This is a genomic window from Anoxynatronum sibiricum (assembly GCF_039414295.1).
Classification (GTDB): Bacteria; Bacillota; Clostridia; order Peptostreptococcales; family Tindalliaceae; genus Anoxynatronum; species Anoxynatronum sibiricum.
On record NZ_JBCITM010000003.1, the window covers coordinates 151,167 to 172,875 of the forward strand.

At 45.0% G+C, this 21,709-nt stretch carries 20 protein-coding genes and 1 tRNA gene; 18 read left to right on the forward strand and 3 right to left on the reverse strand.

Annotated elements, in window-relative coordinates:
• Positions 1-184: 184 nt before the first annotated feature.
• The 12 genes from AAIG11_RS04375 to AAIG11_RS04430 all read left to right on the forward strand — a co-directional run bounded on the left by AAIG11_RS04375 (position 185) and on the right by AAIG11_RS04430 (position 12,811).
• Positions 185-970 carry an IclR family transcriptional regulator gene (locus tag AAIG11_RS04375; RefSeq protein WP_283407651.1) on the forward strand — a complete coding sequence of 262 codons (786 nt, stop codon included), beginning with the start codon at positions 185-187 and terminating at the stop codon, positions 968-970.
• Positions 971-1,265: 295 nt separating this feature from the next.
• Positions 1,266-1,685: a VOC family protein gene (locus AAIG11_RS04380; protein WP_343185034.1), complete on the forward strand. Its 420-nt coding sequence runs from the start codon at positions 1,266-1,268 to the stop codon at positions 1,683-1,685.
• Between the two features lie 122 nt (positions 1,686-1,807).
• A complete protein-coding gene (locus AAIG11_RS04385) occupies positions 1,808-2,842 on the forward strand; it encodes a LacI family DNA-binding transcriptional regulator (RefSeq protein ID WP_283407649.1) in 1,035 nt (344 codons plus the stop codon).
• 130 nt (positions 2,843-2,972) lie between these two features.
• Complete coding sequence (locus tag AAIG11_RS04390; RefSeq protein WP_343185035.1) at positions 2,973-3,734, forward strand: sugar phosphate isomerase/epimerase family protein; 762 nt, start codon at positions 2,973-2,975, stop codon at positions 3,732-3,734.
• A 62-nt stretch (positions 3,735-3,796) separates the two neighbouring features.
• Positions 3,797-4,627, forward strand: a complete 831-nt coding sequence (kduI, locus tag AAIG11_RS04395; RefSeq protein ID WP_283407911.1) for a 5-dehydro-4-deoxy-D-glucuronate isomerase — start codon at positions 3,797-3,799, stop codon at positions 4,625-4,627.
• 95 nt (positions 4,628-4,722) lie between these two features.
• A complete protein-coding gene (locus AAIG11_RS04400; protein WP_343185036.1) occupies positions 4,723-5,697 on the forward strand; it encodes a C-terminal binding protein in 975 nt (324 codons plus the stop codon).
• Between the two features lie 24 nt (positions 5,698-5,721).
• Positions 5,722-6,783, forward strand: coding sequence for a TRAP transporter substrate-binding protein (locus tag AAIG11_RS04405; RefSeq protein WP_343185037.1), 1,062 nt, complete (start codon positions 5,722-5,724; stop codon positions 6,781-6,783).
• A 15-nt stretch (positions 6,784-6,798) separates the two neighbouring features.
• On the forward strand, positions 6,799-7,278 hold the full coding sequence (locus AAIG11_RS04410) for a TRAP transporter small permease (RefSeq protein ID WP_343185038.1): 480 nt from the start codon (positions 6,799-6,801) through the stop codon (positions 7,276-7,278).
• A gap of 209 nt (positions 7,279-7,487) precedes the next feature.
• Entirely contained in the window at positions 7,488-8,795 is a 1,308-nt protein-coding gene (locus tag AAIG11_RS04415) for a TRAP transporter large permease (protein WP_343185039.1), read from the forward strand.
• Between the two features lie 101 nt (positions 8,796-8,896).
• Positions 8,897-9,898: a zinc-dependent alcohol dehydrogenase gene (locus AAIG11_RS04420; RefSeq protein ID WP_343185040.1), complete on the forward strand. Its 1,002-nt coding sequence runs from the start codon at positions 8,897-8,899 to the stop codon at positions 9,896-9,898.
• A gap of 58 nt (positions 9,899-9,956) precedes the next feature.
• On the forward strand, positions 9,957-10,712 hold the full coding sequence (locus AAIG11_RS04425; RefSeq protein ID WP_343185041.1) for an SDR family oxidoreductase: 756 nt from the start codon (positions 9,957-9,959) through the stop codon (positions 10,710-10,712).
• A 146-nt stretch (positions 10,713-10,858) separates the two neighbouring features.
• Positions 10,859-12,811, forward strand: coding sequence for an ATP-binding protein (locus AAIG11_RS04430; protein ID WP_343185042.1), 1,953 nt, complete (start codon positions 10,859-10,861; stop codon positions 12,809-12,811).
• Between the two features lie 21 nt (positions 12,812-12,832).
• On the opposite strand, the gene AAIG11_RS04435 is transcribed toward AAIG11_RS04430, so the two are convergent.
• A complete protein-coding gene (locus AAIG11_RS04435) occupies positions 12,833-14,077 on the reverse strand; it encodes a [Fe-Fe] hydrogenase large subunit C-terminal domain-containing protein (RefSeq protein WP_343185043.1) in 1,245 nt (414 codons plus the stop codon).
• A 33-nt stretch (positions 14,078-14,110) separates the two neighbouring features.
• The gene (locus AAIG11_RS04440; protein ID WP_343185044.1) at positions 14,111-14,917 is read right to left on the reverse strand and encodes an NAD(+)/NADH kinase; all 807 of its coding nucleotides are present in this window, start codon (positions 14,915-14,917) and stop codon (positions 14,111-14,113) included.
• A 237-nt stretch (positions 14,918-15,154) separates the two neighbouring features.
• Here AAIG11_RS04440 and AAIG11_RS04445 point away from each other — a divergent pair, with 237 nt between their 5' ends.
• The gene (locus AAIG11_RS04445; protein ID WP_343185045.1) at positions 15,155-16,093 is read left to right on the forward strand and encodes an RluA family pseudouridine synthase; all 939 of its coding nucleotides are present in this window, start codon (positions 15,155-15,157) and stop codon (positions 16,091-16,093) included.
• Positions 16,094-16,211: 118 nt separating this feature from the next.
• Here AAIG11_RS04445 and AAIG11_RS04450 read toward each other — a convergent pair.
• Positions 16,212-16,286: transfer RNA gene (locus AAIG11_RS04450), tRNA-Ala, on the reverse strand.
• 223 nt (positions 16,287-16,509) lie between these two features.
• On the opposite strand from AAIG11_RS04450, the gene AAIG11_RS04455 reads away from it, so the two are divergent.
• The 5 genes from AAIG11_RS04455 to AAIG11_RS04475 all read left to right on the forward strand — a co-directional run bounded on the left by AAIG11_RS04455 (position 16,510) and on the right by AAIG11_RS04475 (position 21,628).
• Entirely contained in the window at positions 16,510-17,736 is a 1,227-nt protein-coding gene (locus AAIG11_RS04455) for a molybdopterin molybdotransferase MoeA (protein ID WP_343185046.1), read from the forward strand.
• Positions 17,737-17,772: 36 nt separating this feature from the next.
• Positions 17,773-19,704, forward strand: coding sequence for a molybdopterin biosynthesis protein (locus tag AAIG11_RS04460; RefSeq protein ID WP_343185047.1), 1,932 nt, complete (start codon positions 17,773-17,775; stop codon positions 19,702-19,704).
• Between the two features lie 74 nt (positions 19,705-19,778).
• Positions 19,779-20,216 carry an MOSC domain-containing protein gene (locus AAIG11_RS04465; protein ID WP_343185048.1) on the forward strand — a complete coding sequence of 146 codons (438 nt, stop codon included), beginning with the start codon at positions 19,779-19,781 and terminating at the stop codon, positions 20,214-20,216.
• A 62-nt stretch (positions 20,217-20,278) separates the two neighbouring features.
• Entirely contained in the window at positions 20,279-20,914 is a 636-nt protein-coding gene (locus AAIG11_RS04470; protein WP_343185049.1) for a GGDEF domain-containing protein, read from the forward strand.
• Positions 20,915-20,941: 27 nt separating this feature from the next.
• Positions 20,942-21,628, forward strand: coding sequence for a beta/alpha barrel domain-containing protein (locus AAIG11_RS04475; RefSeq protein WP_343185050.1), 687 nt, complete (start codon positions 20,942-20,944; stop codon positions 21,626-21,628).
• The last annotated feature ends 81 nt before the right edge of the window (positions 21,629-21,709 follow it).

The following is a 21,709-nucleotide window of genomic DNA, read 5'->3' on the forward strand; positions in this document are numbered from 1 at the left end:
ACAGGTAGTTTGAAAGGCTGTTGAAATCTAATGCCTGTTCGTTGACATTATTTCTTAAGAAGTGTACATTTGGGATAACACCCGCCGCGCCCTGAAATGCGCACTAAGGCGGGTTGTTTTTCGAACAAGCAGAAAGATCATTATGTATGACATTTTGAGATGATGTTAAAGGAGTTTGGAAGCAATGAAAACGACAGAAACAGCAGGCGGATCAGCGGTGCAGTCCATTGACCGGACCTTTCATATTATAGAAGTGCTTGCAGAGAAGCCGGATGGACTGGGATTGACGGAACTGGGTAAACGGGTGGGGCTTCATAAAAGCACCGTGCATCGACTGTTATTGGCGCTGATCCACCATGGATATGTGGAGCAGGATTCCGGCTCTTCTGTTTACCGGTTGTCTCTCAAAATGTATGAGATAGGCAGCAAAATCATTGATGATCTCGCTTTGAACGAGGTTGCCAGACCACTATTATCTGCCCTGAAGGAATCTGTGAATGAAGTGGTGCATCTGGTGATTCGCGATGACATTGAAATTATGTATATTGACAAGGTGGAAGCTGACAATAAGATCCGTATGCACTCCCGCATTGGGGCGCGTTCTCCCCTATACTGTACTTCTGCGGGAAAAGCCATGATGGCCTTTTTGCCGGAACAGGAGATTGTCTCCATTTGGGAACGTAGCCATATCCAAAAACTCACCATATATACCATCACCGACTTGGAAAAAATGAGAGAAGAATTGAATCAAGTCAAAAATCGGGGTTATGCCATTGATAACGAAGAAAATGAGCTGGGAATTCGCTGTGTGGGGGCACCCATCTTTAATTATCGTGACGAAGTGATCGGGGCCATCAGTATTTCGGGGCCAACCCTTCGGGTAACGCCTGAAAGAGTAGCTGCTTTTGGTGAAGCAGTAATGGCAACAGGCCGCTTGATCTCCCAAAAGATAGGGCACCGTGTTAAATAGTCAATGTTACCCATAAAAGGGTATGACCAAATGAGATGAAAGCTTTAGAAAATTTGTGATAGATGAACTCAACTGCACTTTCAGTGCAGTTTTTTCATGCCTGAAACCTGTAAAGCATCTAAATAACGGGAAAACGTTGATCCACTATCAGAAAAGTGCCATATTTTGAAATGATGACTATAATGAAGAAATATGGAGAAATCAAAAGAATAATGTACCTAATAATCTGTAACCGTCAATGAAGCACTTGAAATTCTGGAAAAACATCGCTATGATTAGTCTATAAAACGAAACGATGGTTCACAATACGAAACTGGGGAGTGGATTAAATATGGTGACTTTGGAGCACGTAGGCATCTGCAGTCTGGATACACGAAAACTGAAAGACTGGTACGTCAATCTTTTCTCTTTCCGGATTGTTTACGATAATCAAAAGGAGATGCCCACCTACTTTTTGGCAATGGAAGACAACAGCATGCTAGAAATTTATCCTGCTGAAACTGATGCCAAAACTACCGACAACAAGTATCGAGGGATTCGACATCTGGCTTTTGGTACAGATCAGATTGAAGAAGCGTATCAAAAACTACTGGATCACCAGGTTGAAATCATTGAGCCGCTGAAAGCAAATGATAAAGGCGTTAAAACCGTCTTCTTCAGAGACCTGGAAGGAAACATTATTCATTTCATTCAACGTCCGAAGAGCTTGGTGTAACTGCATGACAATCGGAAGTTTAAAAGGCTGATTCAAAGAGTGTTGACGAAATGAAGATAGTGCGTTAAAATGTTGTTAACCGGTACACAAACCCGGTACACAGATGGAAAGCAGGAAAATGTATGTCATGGGCGAAGAAAAAAGTGACCATCAAAATGGTTGCAGACCAGGCGAACGTCTCAAAAACAACCATCTCCCGCTATCTTAACGGAAAGTATGAGTTCATGTCGGAGGAAACCCGGGAGCGGATTGAGAAAGCTATCGAAGCATTAAACTACCACCCCAATCAAATAGCCAGAGGATTAAAGTCAAAAAAGAGTGGTACCATTGGAATGATCGTTGCTGATATCACAACACCATTTTCATCAATTCTGGTCAAAGGTGTCAATGATATTTGCCTTGGTGAAGGGTACCAACTAATGATTGCCAACAGCGACGAAGATCCCAGAAAAGAAGAGGAATATATTAGGTCGATGCTCACCAGGCAAATCGAAGGGCTGGTGATTAATTCAACTGGCTACAATGATGATTTGATTCAACAGCTTCGAAATGAAGGCATTTTTGTCACTTATGCAGAAAGAAGACCTTTAAATGGTCAGATAGACACAGTCACCATCGATAACGAGCATATTATCAAATATGTACTTGATAAACTCTATGGCTCTGGATTTGAAGAAGTTGCATTTTTCAGCCAGACTATCAATAAGAATGCCACCCGTCAGATTCGTAAAGAGATTTTTCAACGAATGACCTGTGAACGTGGCGGTGATGCTGAGGCTCTTTTCTTTCAGATAGACCAGGAAGCATTTTCTTATGACAAAGCGATTATGGGTTATCTCCAAGAGAATCCCCAACGGTCAAAAGCAGTGATAACAGGTAATGGCGTTGCTATGCTTGATTTTTTAAGGGCTTGCCGACGTCAAAATATTGAAATACCTGACCAGGTTGGTTTGTGTGGTTTTGACGACTGGGGATGGACAGAGTTAGTTGGTGCCGGTATTTCGGCGATTGCACAGCCTACTTACGAAATTGGTGCCAGAGCTGCGGAAATACTTATTGGACGTATTCATTCAGGCATTGATTATAAGGATCCCATTGAGATCGAACTGAAAGCTCAGTTTGTTGAAAGGGGTTCGACGCAGATCATTCTTAAGTGACGATAGGGGCATTTCGAAAAAATGCCTTGACGTTTGTTTAGTGAACCGGTAAACGAAACTGATACATAAAAGTTGCGTGAATACCATTCGAATATGAAAAAGGATGGCGATAGTGAGAGGAGTGGCGAATTTGCTGAAAGAGAAGCTGATTCTTAATGCACTGGCTTTTAAGGATGCTAACTCTGGAATCGTCGAGCAGCATCGACTGCTTGATTGGATTTTATCCAAAGGATACAGACGTCTGGAGATTAGACGTGAGTATATGAGAAATCCATCGCAGGAGATCGCCTTAATAGCAGAAAGTAACCAGAAAGCTCAACTGGAGTTGCATTATTCAGTAGCTGACAAGCTTTTTCAGGATACTTACATTGACCAGTCACTTATTCAGGACTACATGGCTGAAGCAAAGATGTTAAATGCCAAAAGTATCACTTTTTATTTAGGCGATTACCGGGCGCTGTCGGTCAAAGACAAAGTTTTTCTTCAAGGGTTATGCAACGGATCATTAGCTGTTTTAATCGAAAATGACCAATCGCTGTCAGGTGGAAAAGCTGACAAGATTGAAGAACTGTTAATGATTTGCCATGAGAATAATATTAAGCTGCAAATGACATTTGACATTGGCAACTGGATATGGACAGGAGAAGATGCAGAAAAAAATGCACTGAAGCTGAAGCCCTATGTTTCGAATATCCATGTGAAAGATGTGATGATCAAAGATGGTTGTTTTTCATCTACACAGTTAGACGGTGGGATTGTCGACTGGAAGTATTTCTTGAAATTTTTCAATGGAAAAAATTTCATTTTGGAGTATCCCTGTGGGATGGAACCTTTCGATTGCATTGAACATGCTTACCAGTTGATTAATGAAGCAATGATCGAAAGTCAGTGAAAAAGAATGAGTAATTAAATAATGATTGAAGCATATGAAATGGAGGAGGTAGACCAATGAACCTGAAAGTACGCTATTCACATCACCCTGAAGATGCAAAGCATTATACGACTGAAGAGTTGCGCAATCATTTCTTAATGGAAAACGTTTTTTTGCCAGACGACATTCAATTGATCTACAGTCATGTTGATCGCATTATTTTTGGAGGTGCCATGCCCGTCGAAGAAACGGTGGTGCTTGAAGCTGGAAAAGAACTGGGTGTCAGCTATTTTCTTGCACGCAGAGAGCTGGGAATAATCAATATAGGCGGACCAGGAACGGTGACACTTGATGGAACTGAATATCAGCTTGATGGACGAGACGGCCTATATGTGGGAATGGGTGTTAAAGAGATAAAGTTCAGCTCACAAAGGGCAAGCCAGCCAGCCAAATTTTATTTGAACTCATGTCCGGCCCATCATGCATATCCTATACAAAAAATTGGACAGAAAGACGCCAATCAAGTGAATCTTGGAGATCCGCTAACAATGAATAAGCGAACGATTTATCAATATATTCATCCGGCAGTATGTCCATCATGTCAATTGAGCATGGGAATGACTCTCCTTGAGCCAGGAAATTCATGGAACACGATGCCTGCACATACACATGAACGACGCATGGAAGTATACTTTTACTTCGATATGGACGAAGAAACCCGTGTGTTTCATTTGATGGGACAGCCTCATGAAACGCGGCACATTATTATTAAAAATGAGCAGGCGGTGGTTTCGCCCAGCTGGTCCATTCACTCAGGCGTTGGTACTCGTCATTATACCTTTATATGGGGTATGTGCGGCGAAAACCAGGAGTTTGATGACATGGATTTCATTGAAATGGAAAAAATGAAGTGAAGGATACTTCTGATGAATTAATGTGAGCACGTTGGTCAAAGAAGGTCGGGACGAATGAGAAAGGCATAAAAAGAATTCAGTAGGGAGTTGAGCATGTGAAGAAACAGATTGTCATCACAGACTGTGACCATGGCAGTATTGATATTGAAACGCAGGTATTGAATCAGGCTTCTTTGGATTTTGATTTTCACCAGTGCAAAACAGAGGAAGATCTGACCAGCCATTGCAAGGGAGCACGGGCGGCCATTAATCAGTACGCTCCCTACACCAGAAAAGTATTTGAATCTTTACCAGAGCTGGAGTTAGTGGTTCGTTACGGTGTCGGAGTGAACAACGTGGATCTTGATGCGGCAACAGATCATCATGTTCAAGTGTGTAATGTGCCGGATTACGGTATGTACGAAGTGGCAGATCATGCATTGGCCTTTATGTTGGCGATGACTCGAAGAATTGTCATAATGAATGAATCGGTCCATCGTAAAGAATGGGACTATCAGAAAAGCATCCCCATATTTCGGCACAGCCATCAGACTGTGGGCATTATTGGCTTCGGAAGGATTGGCAGTGTCTTTGCACAACGGATTCATGCCCTGGGTTGCCGAGTTATCGCGTATGATACCAAGTATCCCAGTCGGGAAAATCGACCGGCAAGAGTCCCTGATTACGTTGAACTAGTGGAGCTGGAGACGCTTTTGGAGCAATCTGATGTGGTTTCCATTCATTGCCCCCTTGATAATGCCCATCATTTGATTGGTGAAGCAGAACTGCAAAAAATGAAAGAAAGTGCTTTCATTATTAATGTTTCACGGGGTGGCATCATTGATGAAGAAGCCCTGAACAAAGCCCTTATGAACAAATGGATTGCAGGAGCCGCGTTGGATGTTACTCAAGATGAGCCTATCAACCCGGAGTCTCCCCTGTTTCAACATGATATGTTTCTCTGCACACCTCATATGGCGTGGTATTCAGAGCAAGCAGCGAAGGAACTGAAGCAGAAGGTGGCAGAAGAAGTTGTGCGTTTCGTCAAAGGTGAAGCGGTGCATTATCCTGTGAATTCATTAAAAAAATAATATCAGACAAAAGGAGGAATAAGGATGAATCAAAAGAAAAGATGGCTGGTAGTGCTATTGGTAGGGTTGTTGACAGCTGGGTTAATGAGTGGATGTGGTGGAGGTGCTGCGGCACCTGATGCACCGCCGGCAGCAGATGCGCCGGCTGCGTCTGCGGGAGATGCGCCTGTGCAGGCGAAAACGCTTCGAGTGGCCTTTAATCAGCCAGAATCACATCCTCAGTTTAAGGCAATGGTTTCTTTTGGTGAGAAACTGGCCGAAAGAACAGGTGGTGCTTATCAGGTAGAGGTCTCCCCCAACGAGTTACTTGGGCCACAGCGTGAAACCATTGAATTAGTTCAAACGGGCACCATTGAAATGGCCATTGTTGCCGGAAGTCTTTTGGAAAACTTCAACCCCGATTATGTGGTTTTTAACCTGCCATACATGTTCAGCAGCCGCGACCATCAAATGGCTGTTGTGAATGATATGAATATCGTGGGAGACCTTTATCGTTCAACTGCCGATCAGGGAATGATTGCAGTAGGGGCTTTCCATGGGGGTGTTCGAAATGTCTACACCAGAAGTCATCCCATCCATACCCCTGCAGATCTGGCAGGTCAGAAGATTCGTGTGATGGAAAGTGATACGAATATTCGCATGATGCAAATGATGGGTGGTACCGGAACACCAATGGGTCAGGGAGAAGTATACACAGCCATTCAATCAGGTGTGCTGGATGGTGGTGAAAACAATGAGCTCATCTTTGCCGGCTTGAAACACGCAGAAATTGCACCATACTACTCTTATACCCAGCATTTAATGATGCCTGATATGCTGATCATCAACACAGATCTTTTTGATGGGATGCCTCAGGAACATCAGGACATTTTCATGGAAGAACTAAGAAAAGCAGTTGATCTCCAGGTTCAATTGTGGGATGAAGATGTGGCTGTAGCCATGGAAGAAGCCATCGAAGCGGGGGCAAGCTTTAATGATGTTGACATAAGTGTCTTCCAGGAAAATGTGAAGCCTTTGGTAGAAGAAAAAATCACCACTGAGACAGCGAGAGAAATTTATGAAAAAGTGCAGGCAGCTGCACGCTAAATCGGAGTGGTTATCATGCATGCCTTGAAAAAAATAGTTGACAGCATGGTTGAAAAATTTTGCATCTTCCTTTATGCGGGGCTGGTGGTTTTAGTTACTTGGCAAGTATTCACCCGGTTTGTGTTAAATGATCCCAGTGTTATTTCTGAAGAGCTGGCAAAAGTATGCTTTGTGTGGTTGGTGCTGTTTGGCGCGGCATATGTTTTTGGCGAAAGAGGACATATGGCCATCGAGTTCATTCGCGACAAATTCCCAGTTAAGCTGAAGCTGTCACTCAGTATTTTCATAGAACTGGTGATTCTTGGCTTCTCAATGGCAATTCTGGTGATTGGCGGCTATAAAGTTACCATGATGACCATGGGACAGTCATCTGCAGCCCTCCGGGTACCTGTAGGCTACATATATGCAGCACTGCCTTTGAGCGGCAGTCTCATTGTATTCTACACACTGAACAATATCGTGAATTTGTTTCAAAAGAGAGTCGCTATTGAATAACGAATAATGTGATTTTTTCTTCGGCATGTATGACAGCGGTGTTCCGGGCTATGTACAAAAGATGATGGCCCGGAAACACCTTGTCAGTTGGAAATGATGGATATGAAAAAAACTCGCGGGAAATCTGCGTGGGATTTGACATATATCAACTGAGATATAAAGTGACATATTGTGAAAATCCGATTCATCGGAACAAGGGAGTTGATTGAATGGAACTGGCAATACAGACTGGACTCATTCTGTTCTTTGCAGTTGCTTTTCTGCTTGTGATTGGCACACCCATCAGCATTGGAATCGGTGCGGCTTCAGCCATTTCAGCCATTTATATTCTTGGATTCGATCGAGCGATGACAACATCAGCTCAAAGAATTTTCACAGGAATAAACTCATTTTCACTATTAGCTATTCCGTTTTTTATACTTGCGGGAATTATCATGAATAATGGAGGAATAGCGATCAGACTGGTGAATTGTGCAAAAGTCATCAGTGGTCGTTTGCCAGGGTCTTTGGCCCAGTCAAATATTGTGGCAAACATGTTGTTTGGAGCCATTAGTGGTTCGGCTGTTGCGGCTGCAGCTGCTGTGGGTGGCACCATGGGCCCTTTACAGGAGAAAGAGAATTACAGCAAAGAATTTAGTGCAGCAGTGAATATTGCATCAGCACCATCAGGGATGTTGATTCCCCCCAGTAACACACTGATTGTGTATTCTCTGGTAAGTGGAGGGACTTCAGTGGCAGCCCTCTTTATGGCCGGATATCTGCCGGGTATTTTGTGGGGGATGGGATGCATGGTGATTGCTTATTTCGTTGCCAAGAAAGAAGGCTATCGAAGTGAAGAGCGCATTGGTTTCAAACGAGGGCTGGCAGTGTTTATTGATGCCATCCCAAGCCTTCTACTGATTCTCATTGTTGTTGGAGGAATCATAGGGGGTGTGTTCACAGCCACTGAAGGTTCGGCCATCGCGGTGGTCTACTCTCTCTTGCTGGCCTTTTTTTACCGCGCCATTTCCATCAAAGACTTGCCTCGTATTCTGCTGGATGCTTCCAGAACCACGGCTATCGTCATTTTTATGATTGGCGTTTCTTCCATTATGTCATGGGTGATGGCATTTACCAATATTCCAGGGATTATTGCACAATTGTTCTTGAGCCTAACCGATAATACCATCATCATTCTATTAATTATGAACTTTGTGCTTCTGATTGTCGGTACGTTTATGGATCCGACACCGGCAGTGTTGATTTTCACACCGATTTTTCTTCCGATAGCTATGAACTTCGGAATTCATCCGGTTCATTTTGGGATTATTATGGTCTTCAACCTGTGCATTGGTACCATTACACCACCCGTTGGGCCGGTTCTTTTCATTGGTTGCAAAGTAGCTGACTTGAAAATTGAAAATGTGGTGAGACAGCTGATGCCATTTTTCCTCTCAACTGTTGTGGTACTTATGCTGGTAACTTTTATTCCAGCGCTATCCATGACGTTGCCGAGGTTAATGCAGCTGGTGCGATAAAACGGATACAGAGTAGGATGGAGCGAAAAATGATTTAAGTATGAAATCTGGAGCAGTATAGATGCCGGTAAGAGGCAGATCAAAAAGGAGGCATGGCAACTATGCAAGCCATTATTTATAGAGGACCCGAAAAGCTGGAAGTGGTTGAACAGCCAAAACCCGCTGCACCAAAGGGGGCTGTATTAATTAAAATATCTCATTCGGGCATCTGCGGAACTGATTTAAACATATACGCGGGGGCACACCCAAGGGCACAAGCCCCTTTGATCATGGGACATGAGTTTTCAGGGGTAGTGGCGGAGGATAGTGCAAATTACAAGGCAGGAACTCCCGTTACTGTTTATCCTTTGGTATCCTGTGGCCAATGTGAGCCATGCAAGACAGGTCAAAGTCATGTATGTACTACTTTGAAATTATTGGGAATCGATTTTGATGGCGGCATGGCTTCATACGCTGTTGTATCGGAGGAGTTGATTATCCCGCTTAAAGAAGAGGTTCCACTAAAGCTGGGAGCTTTTATTGAACCAGTGGCTGTAGCGGTACATGCCCTGCGCAAAGGTAATTATCAACTGGGTGATGGGGGGGTTGTTTTTGGTGCGGGAACCATTGGCCTCTGTGTTGCTTTAACGCTTCGACATTACGGAGCATCACAAGTGGTAGTGGTTGAAACGAATCCATTCCGATTAAAAATGGCTGCTGAGATGGGTTTTGAAACCATCAACCCGCTGGATGTTAGCGTTGAAGAGGCGCTTTTCGAAAAAAGCGGTGGTACTGGATTTGATCTCGCCTTTGATTGTGCAGGCCACCCTAGTGTTTCTGAGAAACTAACACATGTGGTTAAAAGCTGCGGTCAGATTGTGATGGTGGCAGCCTATAAGAAACCGGCACCGCTTGACCTGATCCAGGGAATGTTTAAGGAAATAAGCATGCAATTTGTGCGCGTCTATACAAAAAAAGACTTTGAAATAGCAGCAGAAATGATAGTGAATGTGCCGGAATTTGAAAGAATCATCACTCATGAACTGCCAGCAGCAGAAGCACAGCAGGGGTTTGATCTTTTGGTTGGTCAAAAGAATGCTGTTAAAGTGATGTTCACGTTTTAGTGATGAGTCGCTAAGAATGAACAGAAGCAGTTAGATTATCAAAACGGGAGGTGTCCTGATGCAAAAAATGTTTGATTTAACTGGTAAAACAGCAGTTGTTACCGGTGGGAGCCGTGGACTGGGAAAAGCGATGGTGAAAGCTCTAGCCGGAGCCGGCGCTAATGTGGCCATCATTGCAACAAAAATACCTGATGAATTGATGGATGAAATGGCGCTTGTGGGAACTCAGATTAAAGGTTATTCATTTAATTTGGGAGAGTTTGATAAATATGACGAATTGGTGAATCAAATAGTGGATGATTTTGGTCAAGTGGATATACTTGTGAATAATGCGGGTGTTCAACGGCGTCATCCTTCTACAGAATTTCCCAAAGAAGATTGGGATTTTGTCATGGAAATCAACGCCAGTGCCGTATTCTTTATGTGTCAGAGATTTGGGAAGCTGATGGTGGAGAGAGGCAGGGGAAAAATCATCAATTTGGCATCCCTACTTTCTTTTCAGGGCGGGCTAACTGTTCCAGCATATGCAGCAAGCAAAGGTGCAGTCATGCAACTGACAAAATCACTGGCTAACGAATGGGCTTCAAAAGGGGTTAATGTTAATTGTATCGCACCGGGATATATGGATACTGATATGAATATGGCGTTGGTGGCGGATGAAGAACGAAACAAACAAATTTTGCAGCGTATTCCAGCTGGCCGCTGGGGTCAGGCTGAAGACATGATGGGAACGGTGGTGTTTCTGGCCAGCGAGGCCTCAAATTACATCCATGGATACACCATCGCAGTAGATGGTGGTTGGATGGGACGCTAAAATAGGCCTATATTAGTAATACAGCAAAGAACACTTTTGGACAGCGTGGAGACGCTGCTGATCCAGAAGTGTTTTTTTGCGGTCAATACGTGTCTCTTTCGGATTAGCTGATGGGAGGTATTGGGTGTTGGGTATGAGTACCCATAATGATGGATCGAATGATGAAGAGCAACACCACTTACAAAATGACAGAAAAGGGGTTTGCGGACATGCATCGTTACCGACAGCGCTTCCACCTGCCATTGTTGATCATGGGCTTGGTCATTTTGGTGTCATGGTTGTTTAAAAACTGGATGTTCACTAATGTTTTTGATGCACATGGGATGATGAGTGTTGAAAGCGGTCGACAGTTAATAGGGCGATTACATTTAATTGATGCCGTGGCAACTTTATTGGTATTGGCCGTACTATTCTTGGGGGTGAGGTATGATTTTTTCTACTGGAATAACCATCTGTTAAATGGAGAACCCTGTGAAACGATGTCTGCGTTAGACGATGACAATCATGACCGGGAGGCTCTCTTGGAGGCAAATCGGAAGCTTGAAGAGTCGCTTTCCCATCGTTTAGAGGTGGAGGCAGCGTTGCGACAGCAAAAACATTATCTGGAGGCACTGTTTAAAAACTCTTCTGACGCCATCATTCTCTTTGACAAACGTCATCGAATTGTAGAAGCCAATGAGGGTTTTACCCGCCTGTTTGGATACTCGCTGAGAGAAGTAATGGGAAAAGATATTAATGATGTGCTGGTTGATCAATCAAAGTTGCCAGAATCTCAAGGGTTTTATAATGATTTTCTTAATGGAAAAGAAAATGTGGTGGAAACCTATCGGATTCATAAAGACGGCAGTCGGGTGGAAGTATTGACCCGGGGAGTGCCCATTGTCACGGAAGCAGGTATTGTGGGAGGGTATGCCACTTATCACGACATCGGCAACCGGAAACGAACCGAGCAACAACTGGCAGAGAGCGAACAGGTGAAGCGCTCCATCATTGAATCATTGCCAGATCTGTTGCTGCGGTTTGATAAAGATGGTACGTATCTGGAAATCATGGGAGGCAACGAGGAAAACTTACTAGTAAAGGAAGACGAGCTCATAGGTAAAAAAATGGAAGAAGTGCTGCCTGTTGAGATTGCTCATAAAAGCCAAAAAGCTTTGGAAAAAGCTTTTTCAACAGGGGAAATGCAACTATTGGAATATGAGTTGGAGACACTGGCGGGCAAAAGACAGTTTGAAGCTCGTCTGAAAGCGTACAATGAGCATGAGGCAGTCTCCATGGTGCGGGAGATCACTGATCGGGTACGTATGATGCGGGAACTGGTGGAGGCAAAAGAACAGGCTGAAACAGCCAATGTGGCCAAAACACAATTTTTGGCCAACATGAGCCACGAAATCCGAACGCCGATGAATGGATTGATCGGATTTCTGCAGCTGCTTGAAATGACCCAGATGGACGAAGATCAACGGGAATACCTCCACTTTATGAGTACAGCATCAGAAACCTTGCTGAATGTGATTAACGACATTCTTGATATCTCTAAAATTGAAGCCGGGCGTATGGAACTGATCAATGCAGCCTTTTGTTTACCGGTAGCGGTGGAGGCTGCAGTATTGCCCTTTAGCGCCTATGCGCAGAACAAGGAGCTTCAGCTGACGCTGGATATGCACGGGCTTCCCAAAGAAAAAGTAATGGGAGATGCCCTGCGACTCAGACAAGTCATCACGAATCTGGTAAGCAACGCCATCAAGTTTACAAACGAGGGCGTAGTGACGGTAAATGTAACAGCAATAGGAAAGAATGATAACCAATACACGGTGCTGTTCGAGGTGCAAGATACAGGAATAGGGATGTCGGAATCGATGTTGGAGATGATTGCACAACCATTTGTTCAAGGTGATTCATCATCAAGAAAGCGTTACAGCGGAACAGGTCTGGGCCTTGCCATTTCAAAAAAATTTGTTGAAATGATGGGTGGCAACCTGTTCATTGACAGCCGGGAAAATGTAGGCACCAAGGTGTGCTTCCAGGTGGATTTTCAGACGGATCGTTATCCAGACCAACCAAAAATCCGGCATCAAGATGACCTGAATGCCGGATAATGTACTATATATTCTCGGTGTTCAGTTTCTGCAACGTTGCTTCAGCAGAACAACGCACTCTTCGCGTTTTGCATATCCCTGCACAATATCTTCCGCGAATGCCCGACAAGACGGAGCTCCACAGGCGCCACAGTCAATACCTGGCAAGCCTTCCAGAGTATCCTCAACCATTTCCAGCTTATCGATTGCTTTTGAAAGGTCTTTGTCCAGTTTAGTTGCGTGAAGAGGATCAATCGGCTCAGTGAATATGAACTTTTCTGCCGGGACAGAGAAAGCGCCCGGTTCAAAGGCTGCATAACGACTGCCCAGAATACGAATCCGGTTTTTGGCAATATAGGAGTTTTCCACATTCAGGCTTCCGCCGATACATCCGTTTGTGCAAGCCTGGCATTCAAGAAACTTCACGTTGCGAATTTTTCCGTACTCCATTTCCTCCAATAGTTCAATGACATTCTCAATACCGTCAACAGCCAGATATTCATCGATCTCCAGCGCTTTGCACTGACCGCCTACCCGAGCCCATTCAATCCCTTTGCCGGAAGGATAAAAGTGAGTGGATGATTTCCCTGAGGAACTTTTCAAGTGCTGGTTAATGAGAATATAAAGACTCTTGATTGGCACAGCCATATTCACATGGGATTGTTTGGTGCCAACGGGATCGATAAAACTGGCAATTCGTGCAGGGCAGGGAGTGAAATAAAAAACACCAATTTCATGCGCCTTTAGATGATGCTTTTCCATCGCTTCCTGTCGAGCCAGATAGGCGCTGACTTCAACGGGAGAATCAATGGGCAGAATGTGGTGAATTAACTCGGGGAATCGCAACTGGATTAATCGGATAATCGCCGGGCAGGAAGAGGAAATAATCGGTTGCTTTTTTTGGAGTGTCAAGTACTTGCGGGTAAACGCTGTGATGAGGTCGGATCCCCTGGAAACTTCATACAGATCATCGCAGCCGCAGGCGCGGATAGCTCCAAGAATTTGTTCAGGCATGATATCGGTGTTGAACTGGCTGAAAATAATGGGATCAACAAGCCCGATTTTATAGGGGAAACTGGAAACACCCTTAAAACCCCGCACCACTCCCTGAAAAGCGTAATAAGGGCAAACGGTAATACACATGCCGCATTCAATACATTTTTCTTTGATGATTTTAGCTTTCTCATTTTTAACACGAATAGCCTGAGTGGGGCAGCGTTTAATACAGTTGGTACATCCGATGCATTTGTCAAGATGAAGGGAAATGGGGTGGTACCTGGAGGCCATCGGGATCACTCCTTTAATATTAAGTGAATTTCACTATAGGAATTTATTGACGACTTTGTTCCAAAAGTCATGGCGCTTCAGTCGAAGCATTTTAATACGCTTTTGATCGAGTGAAACATCAATGGTATTAAAGTACTCTTGGGGAAAGTCGATCCCATCTGCTGAAACCAGTACATATCCTTCGGGATCCCGTTCAGGAGTGATTTGAATACAGGCATCGGGAGGGAAAATAACACTGGAGGTAAAACAGCGGTATGAATTGGTGTTTATGGGAGCGAGAGGGGTCAGCTGCAATACGTCCAACCTGGGGTCGACAATGCTTCCGCCGGTGGAATAACTATATGCAGTGCTGCCCGCAGAGGTGGAAATGATAAGGCCATCGCCGCTGAAACGTTGAATCAGCTGTCCATTCACCTGAATTTTCAAGTGAATTGCCTTCACCAGACTGCTTTTGATGACCACCTCATTGATGCCCCGCAGTGTAGATGTTTCTTCATGGGTTGTGATAACTGCCTTAAGTGGAGCCATTTCCTCAATGAAGTATTCATTACGGGAAATCCGCTCCAGCAACAAGTCGATCTGGTCAGGTGTGATTTCAGAAAAGAAACCCAGATGACCGGTATTGATGGCCAGCACAGGCGTTTCCGGATATCCAAGATCATGCATGACTTTTAAAAACGAACCGTCACCACCAATGGAGATAATCAGATCGGTTTGTGGTGTCAGATGGTCAACCGCCTTGAAGCCTGCAAGCTGGAGTTTATCCAATAGATGATCAGCGGTTTCAAGGGAACGCTGTAACCGGTTGCTGATGACGCAGACTTCTTTTACTGAAGGCATTCACAAACTCCTTCCCGCCGTTTAATGAGACGGATATGATATATCCTTACGATACACATTTTCAAATTAAAAGTCAAACCTTGTGATGACATTGGCGTATGTGGATGATGCTTTCATAGAACAATATGTGGACGGAACGTGTTGTTAAGCTATAAATGATGGAATCCATGAAATAAAATGATATAATGGAAAGACTGTCAAGGATGAAAAGACAATCCAGAGAAAGGCACGGTAGTTATGATTCTATTAAAAGAAGAACAGCAGCATCATCAGATCAAGGTGCATATTGAACATAAAGAATCCGGAGAAACCATTCGACAATTTTTGAAGCGACAATGGCAAGTCTCCGGACGTTTATTAACCCGATTGAAAAAAGAAACAGGCGTCTTGCTGAACGGAGAATGGGCACCTTTCCATACACGGTTGAATGAAGGCGACTGTCTGGTGTTGGAGATGGAAGAAGAACCCTGTGAATTTTCACCAAATCCCATTAATTTTGGAGTGGTTTATGAAGATGAAGATCTTTTGGTGGTGAACAAGCCACCAGGCCTGTTGACGCATCCCACGACCAGGGAGCGAGCGGATACCCTTGCTAATGCGGTGACACACTACATGATGCAACGGAACGAAACCTACAAAGTACGATTTGTCAATCGTCTCGATATGGACACTTCTGGAGTGATGATTATAGCTAAAAATGCTTTTAGTCATCATCACTTGATGTTGCAAATGCAGCAAGATTTCATGATAAAAACCTATCGCGTGTTCGTTTGGGGTAGGATGGTGCCTGATGAAGGGACTATCGATGCCCCCATTTACCGGCCTGAAAATATACCGGTGGAAGAACCTCCCAGGCGTGTGGTGGACCCAAGGGGTAAAAGTGCCATCAGCCATTACCTTGTGGAACAACGTTACAAGGAGGCTTCGCTGGTTAAGGTAACCATTGAAACGGGAAGAACCCATCAGATTCGAGTGCACATGAAGCACCTGGGGCATCCAGTGATCGGCGACATATTTTATGAGCCGTCACAGCCAATACTCATTGATCGACAGGCTCTTCACGCAGCTGAAACTGAATTTCGTCAGCCGCGGTTTGGCACAGTGCTTCAGCATGCAGCAGAATTTCCGGATGATATGAAACAGCTGGAAAAGCTGCTGGAAGCAGGACCAAAATGAAATCAAGTGACTCATGTGGTGGAGCAAAAAAAGAAAACCGGCGGAGAGCCGATTTTCTTTAAAATTGAAACAGGGACAAAAAAATAAGCGCGTCATTGACCGCTTAATTTAAGAGTTATGGTGGAGACGAGGGGATTTGAACCCCTGACTTCCACACTGCCAGTGTGGCACTCTCCCGCTGAGTTACGCCCCCACAACAGGATTAATTATAGCATGGTGTATGACAGAATGCAACTATATTTTTTATTCATTGATGAAATTGCAAACCGTCCCTAATAAACATATTTCGAAATTGCTAGTTGAATTTTTAAAAAGGACGTTAATCCTTGATCAAAAAATGTTACAATAAAAAGGGTTTAGGCTTTTTTTTATTAGAATGACAGCATGACAATCAAAGAACATAAAGGAGTCATCCCATGGAATTGCTAAAAACCAAGAGTGTCACTGAAGTTCAGCAAATCATTGCCCAACTGTGCAGTCACTTAAAGCTGGAAACGGAAGTCATCGCGTTATCAGAATCATTGCATCGCATCGTTGCGGTGCCCATCACCTCACCCCATGATGTGCCGGCATTTCATCGATCTACGGTAGATGGCTATGCTGTCAAAAGCCAGGATACTTTTGGCGCCAGCGAATCCATTCCTGCTATACTCACCTGTATTGGAGAGATTACCATGGGGACACAGGCCCAGCTGAAAATTGCGGATGGACAATGCGCTTATGTTCCTACGGGGGGCATGTTACCGGAAGGCAGTGACGCGGTGGTAATGGTGGAATATGTGGAACAGCTTGACGAAACCACTTGGTTGATTCAACAGGCGGTTTCTCCAGGTGCAAATGTGCTGCGCCGGGGAGAAGATTTATCTTTGGGAGAAGTGCTTTTTCAGCCGGGACACCGCCTTCGTCCCCAGGATATCGGACTCCTTGCAGGGATGGGCTTCAACAAAGTGCCTGTTTACAATCCCTTGAAGGCAGCGGTGATCTCCACGGGCGATGAACTCATCGCACCCGGCGACCCCCTTGAACCCGGAAAAATCATTGACATGAACACCTATAGTCTTGCGGCGGCCCTCCGGGAGGATGGCCTGGAGGTGACAAATACCGAAGTGGTAAAAGATGATCTGAAACAACTGCAGCATACCATTGCCAGGCTAATGAAGGCGGCAGATGTTATCCTGATTTCCGGGGGCAGCTCCATGGGTGTGCATGATATAACAAAGGATGCCATTGATGGGATGGGAAAACCTGGCGTTGTCGTTCACGGCATGGCTGTGAAGCCGGGGAAGCCCACCTTAGTGGGAATGGTAGAAGATACTTTGATGATTGGGCTTCCAGGCCAGCCTGTATCAGCTTTGGTGGTGTATCATTTACTGATGAAACCGCTTTTGAAGTACCTGTGGGGTCAGCAGGGAATAACGCCAGGGGTGACTGGTGAGTTGACAGTGAATATCCCTTCGGCTCCAGGTCGAGAACATTATGTGATGGTACGTGTCACTGAGGAAAATGGCCGACGATTTGTATCTCCCCAGCATGGGAAATCGGGAATGCTCTCCATGATGGGGTACTCTCATGGAATGATCAAACTGGATGTGAATCAGGAAGGCCTTCAAAAAGGAGACAGGGTGGAAGTACTGTTGTTCTGATGGAGATCTTCAACTGACATTGATGGAGGCGAAAGGATGGCAAAAAAGAGAAACCTGTACCTGACCAGTGTACCCTTGTCGAGAGCGCTTGAAGAATACGTGATACAAATGGCTGAAGTGCTGAATCAACGCGAAATACAATGGGTGGATGTGGGGGATTCCCTGGGAAAAATGACGGCTGAGCCTGTTTTCGCCCGTATTTCAGCGCCTCACTATAATGCAGCTGCCATGGATGGTATTGCCATTGAGGCAGCAAAAACCTATGGGGCATCAGAAACCACACCAGTTCAACTGCGACAATACAGCGACTTCTTAATGGTTAATACGGGGGCACCTCTTCCGGATGCCTTTGATGCAGTCATTATGATTGAAGACGTGGTGGAGGTGGATGAAGAGACTGTTGAAATCAGAAATGCAGCCACGCCCTGGCAGCATGTGCGGCCTGTGGGAGAGGACATCGTGAAAGGTGAGCTGATATTACCGGTGAGGCATCTCATACGTCCTCAGGATATGGGGGCACTGCTTTCGGGTGGGGTAACCCAAGTACCTGTTTTTCGAAAAATCAGGGTGGGTTTAATTCCCACGGGGTCAGAAATCACTGCCATGACAGATCCATTGCCCCCGGGCAAAATTATTGAATCCAACAGTCGGATGTTTAAAGGGCTCATCGAAACCTATGGCGGTGAAACAATCACCTATCCGGTGGTGAAAGACGAACCTCGACTGCTGGAGGCAGCAGTTTTGCGGGGGGTTGCTGAAAACGATTTGTTGGTGATTAATGCCGGCTCTTCTGCAGGCACCAAAGATTTTACTGTGGATGTGTTGCGTGAATTGGGAAGTGTCATGTTCCATGGCATAGCCATTAAACCGGGGAAACCGGCGATTCTGGCCCAAGTGAAAGGAAAACCAGTGGTAGGTATTCCGGGTTATCCTGTATCTGCTTATGTGGTGTTTGAACAAATTGTCAAACCCCTGGTATACCATTACCGGCTGCTCCCGCCCCCTGAACCAGAAATGGTGGAGGCTGTATTGGCACGGCGTGTGGTATCATCCTTGAAACATGAAGAACATATTCGTATTAAGCTGGGGCAGGTGAATGGACGATGGATTGCGACCCCCCTCAGCAGAGGAGCGGGGGTCACCATGTCGTTGGTGAGAGCTGATGGCATGTTGACAGTACCTCAGGAAGTGGAAGGGTACGAGAAAAGCACGGTGGTTCCCATTCGCTTGGCCAGGCCTCTGAAAGAAATACAAAACACCCTTGTTTCCATCGGCAGTCATGATCTGGTGATGGATCTCTTGTCCAATGAATTGCAGGCAGGCGGTAAGGGCGTTGCTCTCTCATCGGCCCATACCGGCAGTATGGGCGGTTTGATGGCTCTCAAACAGGGTGAATGTCATATGGCTCCCATTCATTTGCTGGATGAAACCACAGGTCGTTACAATGAAGCGATGGTTGAACGTTATTTTCCCGGAAAAAGAATGGTGTTGATTAAGCTGGTGAAACGCAGTCAAGGCCTGATGCTTCCCTTGAGAAATCCGAAAAAAATCGCTGGTATTGCCGACCTGACTCGGGAAGACGTGACGATGGTTAATCGGCAAAAAGGCGCGGGAACACGTATATTGCTGGATTATTACCTGAGAAGAGATTCGATTGATCCACTGAAAGTGAAGGGATATCATCGCGAAATGACCACTCATATGGCTGTTGCTGTTGCTGTTGGCAGCGGTGGCGCTGATTGTGGGATGGGAGTGGCTTCGGCGGCTGCTTCCATGGAACTTGATTTTCTTCACCTTGACTGGGAAGACTATGATCTTGTATGCGAGGAAAGTACACTTGAACTAACTGCTTTCCAGGAATTGCTGAAAATTATACGGGGAGATGCTTTCCAGAAACAGGTGGCTGCCATGGGAGGTTACGATTTATCCCAGGCGGGTGAGTTGGTTTATTTGAATCAAGCACCGTAGGGCATGAACAAGCATTGACAAAATATTTGTGAATCATGAAAATGGATTGAGATCGAGCTGGGGGAGGATCAACTATGGCAAAAGTACTGGCAGTTAATATCAGTCATGAAAAAGGGGTTATCAAAAAGCCTGTTGAAAAAGGTGTTTTTCTGGAAAATTTCGGGCTTGAGGAAGATGCTCATGCAGGTGAATGGCATCGACAAGTCAGTTTCCTGGGACAGGAAAGTGTCGATAAAATCAAAGCGCTGGGTATTGAAAATCTTGAAGCTGGCATTTTTGCTGAAAACATATTAACGGAGGGTATTGTACTCTACGAACTGCCTGTGGGTACGCGTTTGCGTGTCGGTGAAACCATCCAGGAAGTAACGCAAATTGGCAAAAAATGTCATCACGGATGCGAGATCTTCAAAAAGGTGGGCGACTGTGTCATGCCCCGGGAAGGTATTTTTACCAGAGTCATACAGGGAGGCGCCGTGAAGGCTGGCGACTCCATAGAAATCATCGAAGATTGATTTTTATTTAGGGTGAAAGGGTATATACTAATGGAAGTTGACATCGTGAGGGGTGACTGGGGATGATCAAGAGTATTGAAGGGCTGGTTTCAGAGATAGCATTTAGCGAGATACTGGACGAAAAAGTGAGAGCCTGTACCAATGAAATCACCGTTGCAAAGCTGGACATTGATAACTTTGAAACAGTGAACCGGTTTTATGGTGAATTTACCGGTGATCAGGTCATTCGCAAATTAGCCCATGTCTTGAAGAATAATCTCAGCCCAGACCATGTCATTTGCAGAACGACAAAAAATGAGTTTAATGTCATGATGGATGCGACACCGCTGGAAACAGGTGCTCTGATGATGGAAGAAATTAGAGCTTATTTTGATGAACATCTGTTGCTCATTGGTGACCCGCCTAAAGAGATGACCATCCGGTTTTCTGCCGGTATTGCGGCGTACCCTCAAAACGGTAAAACGGCAGAATTGTTGATGAGTGCAGCGGATCATGCCATGAAACTGGCCAAAAAGCAGGGGAAAAATCAAATTCAGATTGCCAGAAATGACGACTGGGTTGAGAAAAAAATAGTGATAAGGCAGGAAAACGCTTGGCGGCTGAATCAATTATCGCGGCAAATGGATAAAACGGAAGCGGGCTTATTGAGAGAAGCGCTTCAAGACCTGCTCAACAAGTATGATCAGCGGGCAACGTAATTGACCGTAAAGGAGGCTGAAGGCAACATGACAAACCAGAGTGGCAAAAAAGAAAAGTTTATTCCTGAAATAAGAGGGACATTACGCAGTAATTTCATCGAACTTCCGGCTTGTATTGCTGATGCCAGTGGTATTAAGATTTTTGGTAAGCGGATTAAATCTGTGCTTTTCAGCACAGACGTGGCTATTATCAAAAACACCAATGCAGACGCGGTCATCGCGGTTTATCCATTCACGCCACAGTTGGTCATTTCTCAGGCACTTTTACTGGCGTCAGATGTACCGGTGTTTTGTGGAGTCGGTGGTGGGATCACCACCGGGAAGCGTTCGTTGAACATCGCTCTCCATGCTGAATTTCAAGGGGCCATTGGGGTGGTACTGAATAAGCCAACGCCGAATGAGATAATATCAGAACTTAAAGAAATTGTAGATATTCCCGTGATCATTACCGTGACAACGCTGAACGATGATTTTCTGGGAAGATTAGAAGCCGGAACTGATATTTTCAACGTATCCGGAGCAGCCCAGACAGCTGATATTGTTAAAAAAATAAGGAAAGACATCAGCAAAACAGTTCCCATTATTGCCACGGGAGGCAACTCGGATGAGTCTATCAAACGAACCATTGAAGCCGGAGCTAACGCCATCACTTACACACCACCCTCAACGGGTGAAATATTCACCGAATCCATGAAAAAATACCGACTTGAATGATAAAAAACCGCCGAAGCGAATGATTCGGCGGTTTTTTCGTGCGCCCGGCATGGGCGCAATCTAACGGGTGAAAGTCCCGAG

What these genes read in the sequence shown, in the direction of transcription:
- AAIG11_RS04380 (WP_343185034.1), top strand. Translation starts at nt 1,266, where the DNA reads ATGGTTCACAATACGAAACTGGGGAGTGGATTAAATATGGTGACTTTG.
- AAIG11_RS04475 (WP_343185050.1), top strand. Translation starts at nt 20,942, where the DNA reads ATGACAAACCAGAGTGGCAAAAAAGAAAAGTTTATTCCTGAAATAAGA.
- AAIG11_RS04405 (WP_343185037.1), top strand. Translation starts at nt 5,722, where the DNA reads ATGAATCAAAAGAAAAGATGGCTGGTAGTGCTATTGGTAGGGTTGTTG.
- AAIG11_RS04445 (WP_343185045.1), top strand. Translation starts at nt 15,155, where the DNA reads ATGATTCTATTAAAAGAAGAACAGCAGCATCATCAGATCAAGGTGCAT.
- AAIG11_RS04375 (WP_283407651.1), top strand. Translation starts at nt 185, where the DNA reads ATGAAAACGACAGAAACAGCAGGCGGATCAGCGGTGCAGTCCATTGAC.
- AAIG11_RS04455 (WP_343185046.1), top strand. Translation starts at nt 16,510, where the DNA reads ATGGAATTGCTAAAAACCAAGAGTGTCACTGAAGTTCAGCAAATCATT.
- AAIG11_RS04410 (WP_343185038.1), top strand. Translation starts at nt 6,799, where the DNA reads ATGCATGCCTTGAAAAAAATAGTTGACAGCATGGTTGAAAAATTTTGC.
- AAIG11_RS04460 (WP_343185047.1), top strand. Translation starts at nt 17,773, where the DNA reads ATGGCAAAAAAGAGAAACCTGTACCTGACCAGTGTACCCTTGTCGAGA.
- AAIG11_RS04385 (WP_283407649.1), top strand. Translation starts at nt 1,808, where the DNA reads ATGTCATGGGCGAAGAAAAAAGTGACCATCAAAATGGTTGCAGACCAG.
- AAIG11_RS04465 (WP_343185048.1), top strand. Translation starts at nt 19,779, where the DNA reads ATGGCAAAAGTACTGGCAGTTAATATCAGTCATGAAAAAGGGGTTATC.
- AAIG11_RS04415 (WP_343185039.1), top strand. Translation starts at nt 7,488, where the DNA reads ATGGAACTGGCAATACAGACTGGACTCATTCTGTTCTTTGCAGTTGCT.
- AAIG11_RS04435 (WP_343185043.1), bottom strand. Translation starts at nt 14,077, where the DNA reads ATGGCCTCCAGGTACCACCCCATTTCCCTTCATCTTGACAAATGCATC.
- AAIG11_RS04425 (WP_343185041.1), top strand. Translation starts at nt 9,957, where the DNA reads ATGCAAAAAATGTTTGATTTAACTGGTAAAACAGCAGTTGTTACCGGT.
- AAIG11_RS04440 (WP_343185044.1), bottom strand. Translation starts at nt 14,917, where the DNA reads ATGCCTTCAGTAAAAGAAGTCTGCGTCATCAGCAACCGGTTACAGCGT.
- AAIG11_RS04430 (WP_343185042.1), top strand. Translation starts at nt 10,859, where the DNA reads ATGATGGATCGAATGATGAAGAGCAACACCACTTACAAAATGACAGAA.
- AAIG11_RS04420 (WP_343185040.1), top strand. Translation starts at nt 8,897, where the DNA reads ATGCAAGCCATTATTTATAGAGGACCCGAAAAGCTGGAAGTGGTTGAA.
- AAIG11_RS04470 (WP_343185049.1), top strand. Translation starts at nt 20,279, where the DNA reads ATGATCAAGAGTATTGAAGGGCTGGTTTCAGAGATAGCATTTAGCGAG.